We start from the raw sequence: 16996 nt of genomic DNA, 5'->3' as shown, positions 1-16996 counted from the left end.
TCGCGATCCTGCCGCCCGACGGCCCCAATCCATTGATCTTTCGAGCCTTGGCAGGACAAGCTGCCGGAAGGGCCGGCCCGCCGAAGCGACGAAATCTTCACCTTCTTCTGATTTCGTGCCGCGGACGCCGCTTCGGCCGCTCAAGGAAGGTCATGACCGACCAGATCACCATCGCCTGCGTGTCTCCCAGCCTCGATGCAAGCCGCTTCGAGGCTGTCGTGACGTTGCCGACGTTCCGCCGACCGGACCATCTCGTGGCGACGCTGGAATCGCTCGCCGCGCAGAAGACCGACCGGCCCTTCGCGGTGATCGTGATGGAGAACGACGACGAGGGGCGGGCGGGGCTCGCCGCGGCGACGCCGCTCTTCGAGAGCGGCCGGATCGAAGGCCTCGTCATCATCGCCCATGAGCGCGGAAACTGCTCGGCCTACAATGCCGGCTGGGCGACGGCGCTGGAACGCTTTCCGGCAATGCGCCATCTCCTCGTCATCGATGACGACGAGATCGCCTGCGAGGAGTGGCTGGAGCGGCTCGTGACGGCTGCCGAGACGCTTTCCGCCGATATGGTGGGCGGCCCGCAGATGCCGCGTTTCGAGCCTGGAGCCCGAGCCGCCTTCCTGCGCCATCCGGTCTTCACGCCGCACTACCGTGAGACCGGCCGCGTGCCGATCCTCTTCTCGTCCGGCAACGTGGTCATCCGCCGCACGGTTCTCGAAGCGATGGGCGCGCCCTTCCTCGACACCGCCTTCAACTTCGTCGGCGGCGGCGACGCCGACTTCTACTCGCGCTGCCGCGAGCGCGGCTTCACCTTCGGCTGGTGCGCCGAGGCGCCTGTGTTCGAGACGGTGCCGGCGCGGCGGACGGAGTTTTCCTGGCTGAACGCGCGCAGCCTGCGCAACGGCGCGCTCTCGACCATGATCGAGGCCAGGCGGCGCGTCGGTCCGAACGCGAAGGCGAAGCGCCTTGCCAAGAGCGCGGCGCTGCTCGCCGCCTCGCCGTTCCGCTCCCTTGCGCTCGGCCTCAGAACCGGGTCGCCGACGATCGGGCTCTACCATCTGCAGGTCGCGGTCGGCCGCCTCTTCGGCGAATTCGGACATGTCAATGAACAGTATCGACGTCCCGAGCAGAACTGACGCGGCGGCGATCGGGCGCGAGGAGGCGTGGACCGATTTCGCGCGGCTGCTGGTCGCGGCCGGGGTTCTGACGGCACTCCTCGTCACCTTCACGCCCTTCGCCGTCACCTTCAGCGGCAAGCTGGACGCCGGCAATGCGATCAACCAGCTCGGTTATTCGAGCCTGGCCGCGATCGTTCTGGCCGGCCATGTCGTCTTCAGCGACCGCTTCGTGATCGGCTCGCTGCTGCGGCCGACCTGGATGCTGATGGTCGCCTGGCTCGGCGCCAGCGCGCTCTGGGCGCCGTATGCGGAAAATGCCTTCCGATCGGCGCTGTTCACGGTCGTCGCGATGGTCGCGGTCACCGGCGTCCTGTGCTTTCCGCGCGATCCGAAAGCCTTCCGGATCGCGCTGATCCTTGCCGTTCTCGCGGCTCTCGGACTCTGCTATCTCGGTGTCATCGCGCTTCCGCATCTTGCGATCGACGACGGGTCGGACGAGGGCGGGGTGCATGCCGGCCTATGGCGCGGCGTCTATTCGCACAAGAACATCGCCGGCGCGGTGATCGGCTCGTTCTTCTTCTGCGGCGTCTATCTGTTTCGGACCGGAAACCGGCTGATCGGCTTCGCCATCGCGCTCCTGTCGGCGCTTTTCGTCCTGAAGACGGGATCGAAGACCTCGACGCTGCTCCTGCCGGTCGTCGCTGCGAGCATCATCTTTCTTCGGCTGTTCGGAGGGCGCAAGCTCCTCTCCGTCGCGATCGCGGGGATGCTGGTCGTGATGGCGCTGTTCACCGTCGGCACGGTGCTCTCGCCGGCCCTGAACCACATCGTGCAGGCGATCGCGCCTGGCACCACCTACACCGGCCGCATGGACATCTGGCGTTTTGCCTTCGAAGTGTTCCACGGCCACGAATGGACCGGCTTCGGCCTCAACAGCTTCTGGCAGACGCCGGTGGTCGAGGGCACAGAACGCAATTTCGAGCTTTCCTGGGATCCGCGCGGCAGCCCGAACGCCCATAACGGCTATATCGACATCCTGATCTCCATGGGCTGGCCGGGCCTCTGCCTTGCCGTCCTGATGCTCGCGATCCTGCCGCTCCTCGACTATCAACGGGTGGGGCGCGATCCGGAGAGCCGACGCCTCGGCGATCTCTTCCTGATGATCCTGACCTATCTCCTGCTCGGCTCCTTCCTGGAGTCCTTCCTCTTCGAGCGCGCCAACCCGATCTGGATGCTGGTCTGGTTCTCGGTGGCCGGGCTCCGCCTGCTGGCCTGCAACGAGGTGCGCGCGGCGCGGCGCTGAGCGCGGGACGCTATCGGCAAGGTCTGCGCATGCGCTGAAAGATGCAGGCCGTCCCGAGACCCTGAACCGGCCTGCCGAGGCGCAGCTGACGTGTCGGCACGAAGCTTCACTGGTTTACGAGGGATCCCGCTCGGGCGAGCTTCGACCGAAGTCCACACGCTCGCGATCGCTCACTTTGCAAATAGGAGTTGACCCGACTCCGCGGCGCTGAAGGCGGACGTCCGGGCCTCGTTGGGGATCAGGCGGCCGCGCGCCGGGAGGCCGTGGGGCGCCGGTCTCCGCGAGTCAGGAACGTCCGGCCGAGCGCGATACCTGGAAGCTCGACGAAGCGGTAGGTGAGGGCGCTCGCGAGGAGCGTCGCTCCGACGATCAGTCCGAGGGCGAGAAGCGCCTCGGCCTCGTTCGCCCCCATCAGCCGCTTGCCGTCGAGGGCGGCGGAGAAGATCGGCCAATGGATCTTGTTGCCGAGGACCGTCGCGACGTTTTCGGCGCGCGAGATCACGAAGGCATGGGTCATGTAGATCGAATAGGAGATGGCGCCGAGAAAGGCGATCGGCGCCGATTTCAGGACCCGGCTGACGAGGCCGCCCTCATGCGCGAAGACATAGAGGGCGAAGCCGAAGACGAAGGGGGCGGCGAGCGAGAGGATGGTGCCGCCGAGCCTGTCGACGAAGACGACGACCATGGCGACGATGGCAAGTTCTGCGATGGTCCAGGCGGCCGAATTCTCTCCCGCGGACGCCTCCTGCCCGTCCGTCCAAAGAACCCGGCGGATCACCGTGCCGAGCGAGAAGCCCACGAGGCAGCGCAGCCAGCCGAGATGGAAGGTCGTGTCGATGGTCCCGTCCAGCCGCGCGATCACCACTACTCCGACGGCCATGGTCGCGAGTGCGAGCGGGATCAGTGCGCGCGGCGCCCGGATCACCACCAGTGCGAACAGCCCATAGGCGAGAAGCTCGGCCGAAATGCTCCAGCTCGGATAGTTCCAGCTGAGGCCGGACAGGAAGCCGAAGGAGTGGGTCATCAAGAGATTGTGGGCAAGGGCGGGGAGTGAACTGCCCTCCTGGAACGCCTCGCCCGGCCCCCGCGTCACGGCGAGGAAGACCTCGAAGCCGACGAACAGGGCGAGCATGAAGAGGTGCAGGGGATAGACGCGAAACAGCCTTGCGCCGAAGAACCGTCCGAAGCTCTGTTCCGCGCGCAATCGGCCATAGAAGGCATGCGTGATCACGAAGCCGGAGAGGACGAAGAAGAAGTCGACGAAGAGAAAGGCGTGCCGGAAGAAGGCGCCCTCATGGATGAAGCCGGCGACCGGTGCATGGAAGCAGACGACGAGAAGGGCGCAGATCCCCCGCCAGCCGTCGAGGGCGGCAAAGCGGGTCGGCGTCTGCCGCGGCAGCGCTCCGTCATCGGCCTTCAAGGCGGACATCGAGCCTCCTCCTGCGCGGTTCTAAGCGATGAGCGTTGGTTCGCGGCCGCGCTCGCCGCCAACACTATCCCGCGCCAGGGTAAAGGAGCGCTGAACGCCGACACGCGCGTCCGTTCCGACCCGTTTGGCGCATCTTGCTGCCTCCGCCGTCCGCCTTTGCGCTTGCGGCGGCGCATCCGGAACCTAGTTGCATCGCGGCAAGAAACCGAGCCAGAGAGTGACCCCGCCCCAATGGACCGCCTGCGCCTCCTCGCCGTCGACTCCGACGATCTCGCGATCCTGTCGGCTCATTGCCAGGATGCGGTGGTCAAGATGTCGGACCTGCGCTTCCTGCCGCGTGAAAAGCAGTTTGTCCTGGAGATGAACCGCTTCGTCTGGGAGGGGGCGGTCGGCGGATCGCTCTGGTCGCGGCTGCGGCGGCGCGAATACGAGCGGCGCCGCGCGGTGCTGCATTTCGACCGCGTGCTCGGGGCTCGGCGGCTGGGCCTTGCGGCGGCGAGCGAGGATCAGGTGCTCGTGCTCCTGGCGATCCGCTTCACCCCCAAGGAAGAGCCCTCCGGCGTCATCGAGCTTGTTTTTGCCGGCGGCTCCGCGATAAGGCTCGACGTTGAAGTGGTCGAGGCGCAACTCGCCGATGTCGGTGGCGCCTGGAGCACCGAATCGCGGCCGGACCACGAGGGACCGGAGCGCTAGCCGCGATCGTTCGGCGCGGGTGGCTTTTGTCGGTTTCCGCGACCCCTACAGGGCTGGCGACAGGAGAGGATCAGGCGACGTGCCCAGGCGGCTCACAACAGCGGACGCAACGTTCGAACGGGAGTTCGCGGCGCTTCTCTCGGCCAAACGGGAAGCTGCGGCCGACGTCGATCAGGTGGTGCGCGAGATCGTCGCGAGGGTGCGCGAGGAGGGCGATGCCGCTCTCATCGAGCTGACCGCGAAGTTCGACCGGCTCGAGCTGACGCCTGCCAGCCTGCGCGTGTCCCAGGACGAGGTCGACGCCGCCTTTGCGGCGACCTCGCCCGAAACACTTGACGCACTCACCATCGCACATGACCGGATCCGGTCGCATCACGCCCGCCAGAAGCCCGAGGATGATCGCTATGTCGACGCCCTCGGCGTCGAACTCGGCAGTCGCTGGACGCCGGTCGAATCGGTCGGCCTCTATGTGCCGGGCGGCACGGCGAGCTACCCCTCCTCGGTGTTGATGAACGCCGTGCCGGCGACGGTCGCCGGCGTCGAGCGGATCGTCATGGCCGTTCCTGCCATGCGGGGGCAACTGAACCCGCTGGTGCTCGCGGCGGCAAAGCTCTGCGGCGTCACCGAGATCTACCGGATCGGCGGCGCCCAGGCGGTCGCAGCGCTCGCCTATGGCACCAAGACGATCGCGCCCGTCGCCAAGATCGTCGGGCCCGGCAATGCCTATGTCGCGGCGGCCAAGCGCCAGGTCTTCGGCACCGTCGGCATCGACATGATCGCCGGGCCTTCGGAGATTCTCGTCATCGCCGACGGACAGAACGACCCGGACTGGATCGCCGCCGACCTGCTCAGCCAGGCCGAACACGATACGGCCGCACAGTCGATCCTCATCAGCGACGACGCCGACTTCGGAACCCGAGTCGCCGAGGCGGTGGAGCGCCAGCTTGCCACCCTGTCGCGGTCCGACACCGCCCGCGCCAGCTGGCGCGACTTCGGGGCAATCATCACCGTGGAATCGCTCGCCGACGCGCCGGCCCTCTGCGACCGCATCGCGCCGGAACATCTGGAACTTGCGGTCGAGGATCCCGAGAGCCTCCTCGGCATGATCCGCAATGCCGGTGCCGTCTTCCTCGGCCGCTACACGCCCGAGGTGATCGGCGACTATGTCGGCGGCTCCAACCATGTCCTACCGACGGCGCGTTCGGCGCGCTTTTCCTCCGGCCTGTCGGTCCTCGATTTCGTCAAGCGAACCTCGATCCTGAAGCTCGGGGCGGAGCAGCTTCGCGCGCTCGGTCCGGCGGCGATCGAACTCGCGCGGGTCGAAGGCCTCGATGCGCATGGCCGGTCGGTGTCGATCCGGCTCAATCTCTGACGGCGGGTGGCGTGATGGCCGACAAGCGCGAACAGCCCGGCGGCCGCCTCGTCGACGTCGAACTCGACGAAACCATCGGCCGCACCACGCCAGACATCGAGCACGAGCGGGCCGTGGCGATCTTCGACCTCATCGAGGAGAACGTCTTCAATCCGGTGGGCGCGCCGGAGGGTGCGCGGTTCAAGCTGAAGCTCTCGCTCGCCGACAAGCGGCTGGTCTTCGACATCCGCAACGAGGCCGATGAGACGCTGGTGACGCACATCCTGTCGCTGACGCCGTTCCGGCGGGTGATCAAGGACTATTTCATGATCTGCGACAGCTACTACGAGGCGATCCGCTCGGCGACGCCGCAGCAGATCGAGGCGATCGACATGGGCCGGCGGGGCATCCACAACGACGGTTCGCAGACGCTGATGGAACGGCTCGAGGGCAAGATCGGCGTCGACCTCGACACCGCCCGGCGCCTGTTCACGCTGATCTGCGTCCTTCACCGGCGGAGCTGAGCGGCCATGGCGCGCGCTGCGGACCCTCGCGGTTCGGCACTGCCGGCCAGCCTGAGGCCCGTGCGCGGCGATCGGACAGTGGGAATCTTGCGATGAGCGGGCCGAAAGATCCCGCGGAGCCGCCCGTCCGCGTCACCTCGGTGCTGTTTCTGTGTGGGATGAACTCGATCCGCTCGCCCATTGCCGAGGCGATCGCGCGGAAGGTCCTGCCGTCCTCGGTCTACATCGCCTCGGCAGGTGTCCGCTCCGGCCAGCGCGATCCTTTCGTAGACATCGTGCTTGCCGAGCAGGGCCTCGACCTCGGCGAGCGACGGCCACAGCGCTACGAGGACCTCGAGGACAGCTATTTCGACCTGATCGTCACCATGGCACCCGAGGCCCATCACGCGGCGCTGGACGCGACCGGCACCAGCTCCGTGGACGTCGAGTTCTGGCCGATGCCGGACCCCTCTGCCGCAACCGGTTCGCGCGAGCAGATCCTCGATGCCTATCGCGACGTCTTCCGGCGGATCGAGGCGCGCATCCGTGAGCGGCTTCTGCCGGCCGGCGGCCGCGCCGACGTCACACGGCGAAGCTGAGGATCTCCGCCTTCAGATCGTCGAGGCCGACGCCCTTTTCCGACGAGGTCGCGATCAGGCTCGGATAGGCGGCGGGCCGGCGCTTGATGGCGAGAAGCGTCGCCTCGGTCAGCTTTGGGACGGCCGGCGGCTTGATCTTGTCGATCTTGGTCAGAACGATCTGGTAGGACATCGCAGCCTTGTCGAGGAGGTCCATCACCTCGCCGTCATTGGCCTTCAGCCCGTGCCGGGCGTCGATCAGCAGGAAGACGCGCTTCAGGCTTGGACGGCCCCGCAGATAGTCGAAGACGAGGGCCGTCCAGGAGTCCACCTGGTCCTTCGGCGCCTTGGCGTAGCCGTAGCCCGGCATGTCGACGAGCGCGATCGGCGGCAGGCCGGCGGCCGGATCGCCAAAGCCGTCCGGCACGAAGAAGTTCAGCTCCTGCGTCCGCCCCGGCGTGTTGGAGGTGCGGGCAAGACCCTTCTGGCCGAGCAGGGCATTGATCAGCGAGGACTTGCCGACATTGGAGCGGCCCGCGAAGGCGATCTCCGGCGGGCCCTCGGGTGGCAGGAACTTCATCGACGGCACGCCGCGCACGAAGATCCAGGGCTTGGCGAAGAAGCGCCGTTCGGCCTCGCCGGTCTCGTTGGTCGAAGAGGGTTCGCCCGTCATTTCGCCGCCTCCAGCCGGTCGATTTCGGCGCCACGAATGGCGCCCAGATTGCGTGTGATCTTTTCGGCCGTCCAGTCCCACCAGGCGACCGCCAGAAGCCTTGCCACGGTCTCCGCGTCGAACCGCATGCGGATCAGGCGTGCCGGATTGCCGCCGACGACGGCATAGGGCGGCACGTCAGAGATGATTGTCGACCGGGCCGCCACGATCGCGCCGTCGCCGATCGTCACGCCGGGCATGACGAGGCTCTCCATGCCGAGCCAGACGTCGTTGCCGACGACGGTGTCGCCGCGGCTCTGGTTCGTCCAGGACGCGGGATCGAAGCCTTCCTCCCAGCCTTGCTGAAAGATGTTGAACGGATAGGTCGAAAAGCCGCCCATGGCGTGGTTGGCGCCGTTCATGACGAAGCGCGTTCCCGCCGCGATCGCGACGAAGCGGCCGATCACCAGCCGGTCGCCGTAGAAGTCGAAATGGTGGAGCACGTTGCGCTCTTCGAAGCGCTCGGCCCCCTCTGGATCGTCATAATAGCTGTAGTCGCCAACGACGATGTTCGGCCGGGTGACGACGTTCTTCAGGAACACCGCCCTCGGAAAGCCGGGGAGGGGATAGAGCGTGTCGGGCGAGGGTCCGTGCATGGCAGCCTTTCACAAAGAAAGGGCCGGCATCATGCCGGCCCGATCGATCGCAGAAGCGGTTCGGACCGCTCAGCCCTCGGACGTCTTTTCCCGTCGTCGGAAGGCCGCCCTCAGATTGTCGAACAGCTCGATCTTGGCGCCGTTGCGCTTCATGATCACCGACTGCTGGATGATCGATAGGAAGTTGTTGCAGGTCCAGTAGATCACGAGGCCCGCCGGGAAGGACGACAGCATGAAGGTGAAGACCACCGGCATCCAGGTGAAGATCATCTGCTGGGTCGGGTCCGGCGGCGTCGGGTTGAGCCGCATCTGGATGAACATCGTGATGCCCATCAGCAGCGGCCAGACGCCGATCATCAGCATGTGCGGCAGGGTGATCGGGATCAGGCCGAACAGGTTGAAGATCGAGGTCGGATCGGGTGCCGCGAGATCCTGGATCCAGCCGAAGAACGGCGCATGCCGCATCTCGATGGTGATGTAGAGGTTCTTGTAGAGCGCGAAGAAGACAGGAATCTGGATCAGCATGGGCCAGCAGCCGGCCGCCGGATTGACCTTCTCCTCCTTGTAGAGGCGCATCATCTCCTGCTGCTGCTTCTGCTTGTCGTCCTTGAAGCGCTCGCGCATCTCGATGATTTTCGGCTGCAGGTTCTTCATCCGCGCCATCGATTTGTAGGACTTGGAGGCGAGTGGGAAGAACAGGATTTTCAGAATGACGGTCATCGAGATGATCGCCAGGCCGAAATTGCCGAACAGCCGGTAGAGCCAGTCGAGGCCGTGGAACATCGGCCGGGTGATGAAATAGAACCAGCCCCAGTCGATCAGCTGGCCGAACTGGCGAATGTTCAGCGTCGATTCGTAGTTGTCGATGACGTCGACCACCTTGGCGCCGGCGAAGCTGCGGGACGTCGTCGTCGCCGTCGCGCCCGGCGCAATCGTCATCGGGTCCTTCAGATATTCGGTCTGGTAGTGCGGCCGCGCGGCATTGGCAAAGTAGCGGAAGCGCGACTGGAAGGCCTGGCCGCCCTCTGGGATCAGGGTCGTCGCCCAGTATTTGTCGGTGATGCCCAGCCAGCCGCTGGAGGCCTTCGGCGGCGAGAGATTGAGGTCGCTCTCGATCGCGGAATACTTTTCCTCGGTGAGGCCGGCTTCGCCGAAGACGCCGAGCAGGCCCTCGAAGAGGACGTAGCTCGCAGCCACCTCGGGCTTGGAATAGCGCGCGACGCGGCCATAGGAGGACAGTGTCACCGGCTGAGACCCGGCATTGCGGATCGTGTCGTCGACGGTGAACATGAACTTGTCGTCGACGGAGACTTTGCGTTCGAAGGTCAGGCCGGCATCGTTCGTGTAGGTCAGCGTGACCGGCGACTGCGGGGTGAGGGTCGGATTGCCCTCGACCTGCCATTCGGTCGTCGGGCCGGGGAGGGTGCCGGCGTCCTGTCCGAGATAGCCGAACTCGGCGAAATAGGCATTCGGCACGGCCTCGGGCGACAACAGCACGATCGTCGGCGAGGACTTGTCGACCGTCTCATGGTAGTTCTTCAGCCGCAGGTCGTCGAGCCTTGCGCCCTTCAGATTGATCGATCCGGACAGAGCGGGCGTATCGATGGGGACGCGCGCGGAGGCGGCGACTGCCTGGTCGCGGCTTTCGGCCGGCTTCACCTGGCCTGCGGATTCGGGAACGACGCTCTCGCGGCCGGCGGGCGCGGGCACGTCCGTCTGCGGCGTGCCGGCCGGGGTCTGCGGCGTCTGCAGCGAACCGGCGGGCTGATTCGCCTCGGTCCGCGCCTGTTCCTGCTGCCGCTGTGCCTCCATGCGGGGATTGACGACGAGGAACTGCCAGCCAACCAGGACCGCGACGGACAGCACCATGGCGATCAAGAAGTTGCGGTTATTTTCCATCAGTCAGACCCCGATCGGCGCTCCTGCGGGCGCCGCTTTCTGCCATCCTGATCGCCCGCCGGCCGACGAGCGCGCGACACCCGGCGCGACAACTCGGCTATCAGCGTTTCGAACGGCATGTCGAACACATCGCGGCGTGCGACGATCACATAGTCGAGGCCGGGCGCCATGTCAGCCTCCGCGTGGAGGCGAATGGCTTCACGAAGCCGTCGCCGGATGCGGTTGCGCACCACGGCATTGCCGACCTTGCGGGTGACGGTCAGGCCGACCCGCGGCGGCCCGTCGTCGCCCCGTTCGAGCGCCTCGATAAAGAAAAACGGGCCGTTCAAGCGACGGCCCTTCCGCGCAGCGAGAAACTCCGCGCGCTTCCTGAGTCTTCCGACGGCCATCGCAGGCGATCGTCGGACCCCGATTCCGATCAGGCCGACAGGCGCTTGCGGCCGCGCGAGCGGCGAGCCTGGATGACCTTGCGGCCGCCCTTGGTCGCCATGCGGGCGCGGAAACCATGACGACGTTTGCGGACGAGCCGCGACGGCTGATAGGTACGCTTCATCGTGATCATTCCGTGCGCGAGCACGGACCCTTCAATGCTTTCGAAATCGGAAAACGGACGCGAACACTTGCGCGCGGCCAACCGTCGCGCGGAACGCCGCCCGCTCGTCTGCGGCGCTTATAGGAAAGGGAAGTGGCAAAAGTCAATCACCGGGGGCCGTTCGTTCGCCATTCGTGACCGCGCCTGCCATCCAAGTGGGCAGGTGCGGCGGCCAGCCGTCTTCCGCGTTGTTCCGCCAAGTCCGGCTCTTTGTAACACCGAAGGCGCCCGCGCCGAATACCGCCTCGCTATCTCAGGGACAGGCAATGGCGACATGAACGACCTCGCACTGCCCTCAACTGGGTGTGAAGGACTTGACGCGGAGGGCGTATACCCCTCCGATCCGGCCGCACCGACGGCGCCCGCCCGCGCCTTGGCAGCTGCGCGGGGATCGGATTCGGCGGAGGGAAACGAGATGGATTTGCCTGCTTCGTCGGCGCCTTCTGTGCGATGGCGCCGCTACATGCCGATCGCCGTCCTGTTGGGCGCGCTCGCGCTCGCCTATGGGGCCGGCCTGCAGAAATATCTCTCCCTCGATCTCTTCCTGGACAGCCGCGAGATGCTGAAGGCCTTCGTCGCGGAGCATAGGCTCTCCGCGCCGTTTGCCTTCGTCATTCTCTATGCCGTGCTCGTCGCGGTCTCGTTCCCGGCGGCGTCGCTGGTCACGGTCGCCGGCGGGTTCCTGTTCGGCTGGTGGCTCGGCGGGATCCTTACCGTCATCGGCGCGACGATCGGCGCAACGGCGCTGTTCGTGGCGGCGCGCTCCGCCTTCGCCGATCTTCTGCGCAGGCGGACGGGCGGCGCGCTCGAACGATTCGCGGCCGGCTTCCGCAACGACGCCTTCGCTTACCTTCTGGTCCTGAGACTGACGCCGGTCCTGCCCTTCTTCGTCGTCAACATCGCCCCGGCCTTCTTCGACATCCGGATCGGGACCTATGTCGTGACGACCTTTCTCGGCATCATTCCCGGCTCGATGGTCTACGCCTTTCTCGGAAGCGGCCTCGACGAGACGCTTGCGCAGATCGGCGAGGGGGAACCCGCCCTTTCCGATCTCGTCACCCCGCAGATGACGATCGCGCTTCTCGGCCTCGCCGCCCTTGCCGTTCTGGGCCTCATCCTGAAGAAGACCGCCTTGCGCGGACGCCGCCGGGGGGCCGTCCCGGCCGACATCGGGGGACATTGATAATGCCGAAGATATTGACGCCGGACATCTGCGTGATCGGCGCCGGTTCGGGCGGACTGACGACGGCGGCCGCGGCGGCGGCCTTCGGCGTCGACGTGGTGCTGATCGAGCGGGGCCGGATGGGCGGCGACTGCCTGAACTATGGCTGCGTGCCGTCGAAGGCGCTGATTGCGGCCGGCAAGCACGCTGCGGCGATCCGCGAGGCGGAGCGGTTCGGAATCCGCGCGGGACAGCCCGACGTCGACTTTCCGGCGGTGAAGGATCACGTCCAGGGCGTGATCGCCGCGATCGCGCCGAATGATTCGGTCGAGCGCTTCGAGGGTCTCGGCGTGACGGTGATCAAGGCGGCCGCGCATTTCGTCGACGAGCGGACCGTCGCCGCCGGCGAGCGACTGGTCAGGGCGCGCCGCTTCGTGGTGGCCGCGGGATCCTCGCCCTTCGTCCCGCCGATCGAGGGGCTCGCCGAGACGCCGCATCTGACCAACGAGACGATCTTCGACCTGCGTGAGGCGCCGGATCATCTCCTCGTCATCGGCGGCGGGCCGATCGGCCTCGAGCTCGCGCAGGCGCACCGCCGGCTCGGCTGCGCCGTCACCGTGGTCGAGGCGGAGCGGGCGCTCGGCCGCGACGACCCGGAACTCGCCGAGGTGGTGATCGCGCGGCTGCGCGGCGAAGGCGTGGCGATCCGCGAACGCGCCAATGTGGTCCACGTGTCCGGGAAGGACGGCGCCGTGGAGATCGTGGTCGAGGACGCGGCCGGAACCCGCGAGACGCTGTCCGGCAGCCATCTCCTCGTCGCGGTCGGCCGGGTCCCCAATCTTGCCGGCCTGGGGCTCGAGGCCGCCGGCATCTCCCGTAACCGGCGCGGCATCGACGTTGGGCCGAATCTGAGGACCAGCAACAAGCGGGTCTATGCGGTCGGCGACATCACCGGTGGCCCGCAATTCACCCATGCCGCCAATTACCAGGCGGGGCTCGTGATCCGTGCGCTCCTGTTCCGCCTGCCGGTGCGCGAGCGCCGCGATCAATTGCCGCATGTGACCTTCACCGAGCCCGAACTCGGGCAGGTCGGGCCGACCGAGGCGGAGGCCAAGGCGGCGGGAACGGCCGTCGACGTCGTGCGCTGGCCCTATGCCGAGAACGACCGCGCCCAGGCGGAACGGACGACCGAGGGCATGGTCAAGCTGTTGATCGGAAAGCGGGGCCGGCTGATCGGCGCCGGCGTTGTGGGCGCCGCGGCGGGGGAGATGACCAATCTGTTCTCGCTGGCCGTCGCCAAGGGGCTGAAGCTGTCCGATCTCCGCGACTTCGTCTCGCCTTATCCGACCTTCTCTGAAATTGGCAAACGCGCCGCGACTTCCTACTTCCAGCCCTATACGCGGCGCAAATTCGTTCGCCGTGCCGTCGCGCTTTTGAGCCGGTTTGGATGACGCCAGTCCGGCCGGAGAGGAGAGCGCCGTAAAGCCTTCGGGGACTGACATCAGCTTGCTTGAAAAGGTGGATAGGCCACGAGGGGAGGATCGTCGGCCGGCGGGGGAGGAACTGCCGGGAGCGGTCGTCCGCCGCCGCCTGTCGACCCGCCTGCTCGTCATCACCATGCTCGCCGTGATGCTGGCCGAAGTGCTGATCTTCGTGCCCTCGATCGCCAAGTTCCGGCACGACTGGCTGGAGGCCAAGATCGAGACGGCGGCCGTCGCCGGCTTTGCGTCCGAACAACTAAGCGCGGAAGGCAGCACGGTCCTCGGGCCGAACCAGGAGGCGAGCCTTCTGAGCTCGTTGAATGCCGATCTGGTGGCGATCAACGAGGGCGACGCGTCCCGGCTTCTGGCCCGGGCCGAAACCGTCGACGTTCCACAGATCCGGGTCGACCTCGCCGAGGCCGGGCCGCTGATGCTGGTCGCCGGCGCCTTCGACACGCTGCTGTTTGGCGGCGATCGCACCATGCGAATCACCGGTCCGGTCGGCGACGGGACGATCGGCGCCGAGGTGGTGATGTCGGAGCGCCCCTTGAAGCGCGCCATGCTGATCTATTCGCGCAACATCCTGATCCTGTCCCTGTCGATCGCGCTGTTTGCAGCCCTGCTCGTCTTCGGCGCGATCAGCCGTTATCTGATCCGCCCGATCCAGGCGATGACCGCATCGATGATCCGGTTCGGGGAGAACCCGGCCGATTCCGGGCGGATCATCGTGCCGAGCGAGCGCGAAGACGAGATCGGCGTGGCCGAGGCGGAACTGGCGAGCATGCAGAGGAGGCTTGCCGACACGCTGCGCGAGCAGCGCCATCTCGCCGATCTCGGCCTCGCCGTCTCCAAGATCAATCACGACCTGCGCAACATCCTCGCCTCCGCGCAGATGATCTCCGACCGCCTGGCGAGCGTGCCCGATCCGCGCGTGCAGCGCTTCACCCCACTTCTCCTGAAGAGCCTCGACCGGGCGCTTCACTACACCCAGTCGGTGCTGGCTTATGGCCGGGCGGTGGAGAGCACGCCGGTGCGGCGCAAGGTGCAGATGCGGCGGCTCGTCGACGATGTCTTCGCCTCGTTGACGGTGTCGCCCGAGGCGGGGATCGTTCTCGTGAACCACGTTGCCGAAGAGGCCGAGATCGCGGTCGACCCGGACCAGTTCCACCGCGTCCTCCTCAATCTCTGCCGCAATGCGGCCGAGGCTCTTCAGGGCGAGGGGTCGGACCAGGCTTCGGTGATCAAGCGGATCGCAGTCTGCATGGAAGCTCTGGAGCCGGGGGAAACGGTGATCGCCGTCGAGGACACCGGGCCGGGGCTTCCCGAGCGGGCGCGTGAAAACCTCTTCAAGGCGTTTCGCGGCTCGGTCCGCACGGGCGGCACGGGGCTGGGACTTGCGATCGCCGCCGAGATCGTCGAGGCGCATGGCGGCCGCATCCGGCTCGCCGAACGCGACGGTCCCGGCGCGCGCTTCGAGATCACCCTGCCGACGCGTTCGCCGACGCCGCTCGGTTCGCGGCACGCCGTCGAGGCCGGCTGATCATCGCGCGGCCTGTTCGAGCGGAGGCCCGCTGGCGGCGGAGCTGGCGTCAGCCGAGCCGTTCGCAGAAGCGGTCGACATCCTCCGGGGTCGTCGACCAGCTGGTGACGAGGCGGACGAGCGTCTCGTCCTCCCCCACAAGGTCGGGCATGCCGTGCGGCGCATTCCAGTCGTAGAACACCGCGCCTGCCTGTCTCAGTGCGGCGGCGACCGGCTGCTTCAGAACGGCGAAGATCTCGTTCGACCGCGTCGGCCAGCCCTGGCGGGCGTTGCCGCTTGCGGCGAGGCCCGCCCGCAGGCGATCGGCCATGGCATTCGAATGGGCGGCCATCTCCAGCCACAGCCCGTCCTCGAAATAGGCCATGAACTGGGCCGCGACGAAACGCGTCTTTGAAAAGAGCTGGGCGCTGCGCTTGCGGATATAGGGGAACTGCGAGGCCTTGGCGGGGTCGAATACGACGATCGCCTCGGCGCACCAGCAGCCGTTCTTGGTGGCGCCGAAGGAGAGGATGTCGACGCCGCGCTTCCATGTCATCTCGGCCGGCGTCAGGCCGGACGCGACGAGACCGTTGGCAAAGCGCGCGCCGTCCATGTGCAGCGTCAGGCCACGGCCATGGGCTATCGCGGCGATCGCCTCGATCGCCTCGGCGTCGTAAAGCGTACCGGCTTCCCCGGGCTGGCTGATCGAGACCGCCATGGGCTGCCCGGCATGGACATGGTCCGGCTTGAAGCGGGCGATCTCGCGCTTGAGGTTCGCCGCGTCGATCAGGCCGTTCGGCCCGTCCACGGGTGCGAGGCGTGCGCCATGGGTGAAGAATTCCGGCGCGCCGCACTCGTCCTCGACGATATGCGCCTCGCGGTGGCAGAGCACCACGCCGCCCGGCCGGTTGACCGAAGCGAGCGCCAGCGAATTGGCAGCCGTGCCGGTGCCGACGAAGAAGACGGCGACCTCGCGCTCGAAGATCTCGTCGAAGCGCCTTTCAACGGCCTTGTCGAGATCGCTGGCGCCATAGGCGGTGGCCATGCCGGCGCCATGCTTGCCAAGGGCTTCGTTGATCGCCGGATGGGCCCCGGACCAGTTGTCGGACGCGAAGATCATGGGCAAGAGGCCTATACCGCGATGCGGGAAAGGGCAAGCTGGCCCAACGCTTCGTCCCGCCCGCCTCGCGCTGGCTGATGCCTCGCCGCAAAGCGTCCATGGTAACAGCGGACGGGACCGCCTCCAGGGCAGCGATCCCGCCGCATCCTCGCTACTTCGCGATCTTCTCGCAGGACTGCATGGCGGCGTCGGACGAGGTGTCGACCATCATCGTCTTGCCGTCCGAGCCGGTCATGAACAACATGCAGTGGTCCATGGGCGAGGCCATCTTCATCATGCCGGCCATGTCTTCGTCGGACATCATGCTGGTGCCCATATGGCTATCCGGCATGATGGCGAGGACTTCGCCGCCCTTCATCATCGTCATCATCGCGCCGCCCTCCATCGGCGTTGCGTCGGACTTCATGCCGTCGGACGACATCGCATCGGACTTCATGGTATCCGACTGCATCGCATCGGACTTCATCGTGTCTTCCGCGAAGGCGGGTACGGCGAACGCTGCGATGATTGCGGACGCGACGATCAACCGAGACATGCGCATGGTCAGTACCTCCGTTTGAACCGCCTCGACGAGGCGTATGGTCGAAGGTTCGCCGGCGTCCGAAGGAATGTTACCACTTGGCAGGCCTTCGGCTCCGCATTCCGCGGACGATCTGCCGGTGCGACCCTCACTTCGGGCGCCGCCCGGATGCGACACCGGGCGGGTCTTGCCGAGCTGCCGGACTTCTGCCATATTGCCGCGGATAGGACAGTAATACTGCCATAAAACAAGGCGGACGATCCGGCTGGCGCGGTACGGCGCGCCGAAAAGCGGCGGACGGGTTCTATCCTGACAGGAACGGCCATGCCAAAAGGCGGCTGCAAACGACGATGTCCGGACGTCGTGCTGTCTCGCTTCGCGCCACGCTGAGCGGCAGGCGACCGACCGGGCCAACTGGCGCGG

The 16996-nt window shown here is 66.7% G+C and carries 17 protein-coding genes; 9 read left to right on the top strand and 8 right to left on the bottom strand.

The features are described from left to right. The first annotated feature begins 152 nt into the window (after positions 1-152). Both LH400_RS19335 and LH400_RS19330 read left to right on the top strand, forming a co-directional pair. Entirely contained in the window at positions 153-1133 is a 981-nt protein-coding gene (locus tag LH400_RS19335) for a glycosyltransferase family 2 protein (RefSeq protein ID WP_229154802.1), read from the top strand. Then, positions 1102-2418, top strand: a complete 1317-nt coding sequence (locus LH400_RS19330) for an O-antigen ligase family protein (RefSeq protein WP_229154801.1) — start codon at positions 1102-1104, stop codon at positions 2416-2418. The genes LH400_RS19335 and LH400_RS19330 overlap by 32 nt, the downstream gene beginning before the upstream one ends. Positions 2419-2656: 238 nt before the next feature. Here the strand turns inward: LH400_RS19330 and LH400_RS19325 are convergent, their stop codons facing one another. Beyond that, complete coding sequence (locus tag LH400_RS19325) at positions 2657-3847, bottom strand: acyltransferase family protein (RefSeq protein WP_229154800.1); 1191 nt, start codon at positions 3845-3847, stop codon at positions 2657-2659. A gap of 231 nt (positions 3848-4078) precedes the next feature. Here LH400_RS19325 and LH400_RS19320 point away from each other — a divergent pair, with 231 nt between their 5' ends. The 4 genes from LH400_RS19320 (at position 4079) to LH400_RS19305 (ending at position 6993) form a co-directional block, all read left to right on the top strand. Continuing rightward, positions 4079-4540: a DUF2948 family protein gene (locus LH400_RS19320; RefSeq protein WP_229154799.1), complete on the top strand. Its 462-nt coding sequence runs from the start codon at positions 4079-4081 to the stop codon at positions 4538-4540. Between the two features lie 79 nt (positions 4541-4619). Beyond that, a complete protein-coding gene (gene hisD, locus LH400_RS19315) occupies positions 4620-5912 on the top strand; it encodes a histidinol dehydrogenase (protein WP_229154798.1) in 1293 nt (430 codons plus the stop codon). A 14-nt stretch (positions 5913-5926) separates the two neighbouring features. Beyond that, positions 5927-6415, top strand: a complete 489-nt coding sequence (locus LH400_RS19310) for a UPF0262 family protein (RefSeq protein WP_229154797.1) — start codon at positions 5927-5929, stop codon at positions 6413-6415. 92 nt (positions 6416-6507) lie between these two features. Continuing rightward, positions 6508-6993: an arsenate-mycothiol transferase ArsC gene (locus LH400_RS19305; protein ID WP_229154796.1), complete on the top strand. Its 486-nt coding sequence runs from the start codon at positions 6508-6510 to the stop codon at positions 6991-6993. On the opposite strand, the gene yihA is transcribed toward LH400_RS19305, so the two are convergent. The 5 genes from yihA to rpmH form a co-directional block, all read right to left on the bottom strand. Continuing rightward, positions 6977-7645 carry a ribosome biogenesis GTP-binding protein YihA/YsxC gene (yihA, locus tag LH400_RS19300; protein WP_255617937.1) on the bottom strand — a complete coding sequence of 223 codons (669 nt, stop codon included), beginning with the start codon at positions 7643-7645 and terminating at the stop codon, positions 6977-6979. The two genes, LH400_RS19305 and yihA, sit on opposite strands and share 17 nt — an antisense overlap. Next, a complete protein-coding gene (locus tag LH400_RS19295) occupies positions 7642-8280 on the bottom strand; it encodes a CatB-related O-acetyltransferase (RefSeq protein ID WP_229154795.1) in 639 nt (212 codons plus the stop codon). The genes yihA and LH400_RS19295 overlap by 4 nt, the downstream gene beginning before the upstream one ends. A 69-nt stretch (positions 8281-8349) precedes the next feature. Then, positions 8350-10179, bottom strand: coding sequence for a membrane protein insertase YidC (yidC, locus tag LH400_RS19290; RefSeq protein WP_229154794.1), 1830 nt, complete (start codon positions 10177-10179; stop codon positions 8350-8352). After that, on the bottom strand, positions 10179-10568 hold the full coding sequence (gene rnpA, locus LH400_RS19285) for a ribonuclease P protein component (protein WP_229154793.1): 390 nt from the start codon (positions 10566-10568) through the stop codon (positions 10179-10181). The genes yidC and rnpA overlap by 1 nt, the downstream gene beginning before the upstream one ends. A gap of 29 nt (positions 10569-10597) precedes the next feature. After that, positions 10598-10732: a 50S ribosomal protein L34 gene (rpmH, locus tag LH400_RS19280; RefSeq protein WP_229154792.1), complete on the bottom strand. Its 135-nt coding sequence runs from the start codon at positions 10730-10732 to the stop codon at positions 10598-10600. Between the two features lie 502 nt (positions 10733-11234). Between rpmH and LH400_RS19275 the strand changes: the two genes are divergently transcribed. The 3 genes from LH400_RS19275 (at position 11235) to LH400_RS19265 (ending at position 14954) form a co-directional block, all read left to right on the top strand. Then, positions 11235-11954, top strand: coding sequence for a TVP38/TMEM64 family protein (locus tag LH400_RS19275; protein WP_229154791.1), 720 nt, complete (start codon positions 11235-11237; stop codon positions 11952-11954). Between the two features lie 2 nt (positions 11955-11956). Further along, positions 11957-13384: a dihydrolipoyl dehydrogenase family protein gene (locus LH400_RS19270; RefSeq protein WP_229154790.1), complete on the top strand. Its 1428-nt coding sequence runs from the start codon at positions 11957-11959 to the stop codon at positions 13382-13384. A gap of 67 nt (positions 13385-13451) precedes the next feature. Then, a complete protein-coding gene (locus tag LH400_RS19265) occupies positions 13452-14954 on the top strand; it encodes a sensor histidine kinase (protein ID WP_229154789.1) in 1503 nt (500 codons plus the stop codon). A gap of 49 nt (positions 14955-15003) precedes the next feature. Here LH400_RS19265 and LH400_RS19260 read toward each other — a convergent pair whose 3' ends face one another. Together LH400_RS19260 and LH400_RS19255 are read right to left on the bottom strand one after the other, a co-directional pair. Next, on the bottom strand, positions 15004-16053 hold the full coding sequence (locus LH400_RS19260) for a threonine aldolase family protein (RefSeq protein WP_229154788.1): 1050 nt from the start codon (positions 16051-16053) through the stop codon (positions 15004-15006). A gap of 151 nt (positions 16054-16204) precedes the next feature. Beyond that, complete coding sequence (locus tag LH400_RS19255; protein ID WP_229154787.1) at positions 16205-16987, bottom strand: hypothetical protein; 783 nt, start codon at positions 16985-16987, stop codon at positions 16205-16207. Between the last annotated feature and the right edge of the window lie 9 nt (positions 16988-16996).

This window comes from Jiella soli, assembly GCF_020615385.1.
GTDB lineage: Bacteria > Pseudomonadota > Alphaproteobacteria > Rhizobiales > Rhizobiaceae > VKMB-3413.
Note: the sequence above shows the minus strand (reverse complement) of the source record. Positions and strands in the feature narration are given on the sequence as shown.

Bases quoted from the DNA above. Each gene is read 5' to 3' on its own strand.
- LH400_RS19335 (WP_229154802.1), top strand. From the start codon at position 153: ATGACCGACCAGATCACCATCGCCTGCGTGTCTCCCAGCCTCGATGCA.
- LH400_RS19330 (WP_229154801.1), top strand. From the start codon at position 1,102: ATGAACAGTATCGACGTCCCGAGCAGAACTGACGCGGCGGCGATCGGG.
- LH400_RS19325 (WP_229154800.1), bottom strand. From the start codon at position 3,847: ATGTCCGCCTTGAAGGCCGATGACGGAGCGCTGCCGCGGCAGACGCCG.
- LH400_RS19320 (WP_229154799.1), top strand. From the start codon at position 4,079: ATGGACCGCCTGCGCCTCCTCGCCGTCGACTCCGACGATCTCGCGATC.
- LH400_RS19310 (WP_229154797.1), top strand. From the start codon at position 5,927: ATGGCCGACAAGCGCGAACAGCCCGGCGGCCGCCTCGTCGACGTCGAA.
- LH400_RS19305 (WP_229154796.1), top strand. From the start codon at position 6,508: ATGAGCGGGCCGAAAGATCCCGCGGAGCCGCCCGTCCGCGTCACCTCG.
- yihA (WP_255617937.1), bottom strand. From the start codon at position 7,645: ATGACGGGCGAACCCTCTTCGACCAACGAGACCGGCGAGGCCGAACGG.
- LH400_RS19295 (WP_229154795.1), bottom strand. From the start codon at position 8,280: ATGCACGGACCCTCGCCCGACACGCTCTATCCCCTCCCCGGCTTTCCG.
- yidC (WP_229154794.1), bottom strand. From the start codon at position 10,179: ATGGAAAATAACCGCAACTTCTTGATCGCCATGGTGCTGTCCGTCGCG.
- rnpA (WP_229154793.1), bottom strand. From the start codon at position 10,568: ATGGCCGTCGGAAGACTCAGGAAGCGCGCGGAGTTTCTCGCTGCGCGG.
- rpmH (WP_229154792.1), bottom strand. From the start codon at position 10,732: ATGAAGCGTACCTATCAGCCGTCGCGGCTCGTCCGCAAACGTCGTCAT.
- LH400_RS19275 (WP_229154791.1), top strand. From the start codon at position 11,235: ATGCCGATCGCCGTCCTGTTGGGCGCGCTCGCGCTCGCCTATGGGGCC.
- LH400_RS19270 (WP_229154790.1), top strand. From the start codon at position 11,957: ATGCCGAAGATATTGACGCCGGACATCTGCGTGATCGGCGCCGGTTCG.
- LH400_RS19260 (WP_229154788.1), bottom strand. From the start codon at position 16,053: ATGATCTTCGCGTCCGACAACTGGTCCGGGGCCCATCCGGCGATCAAC.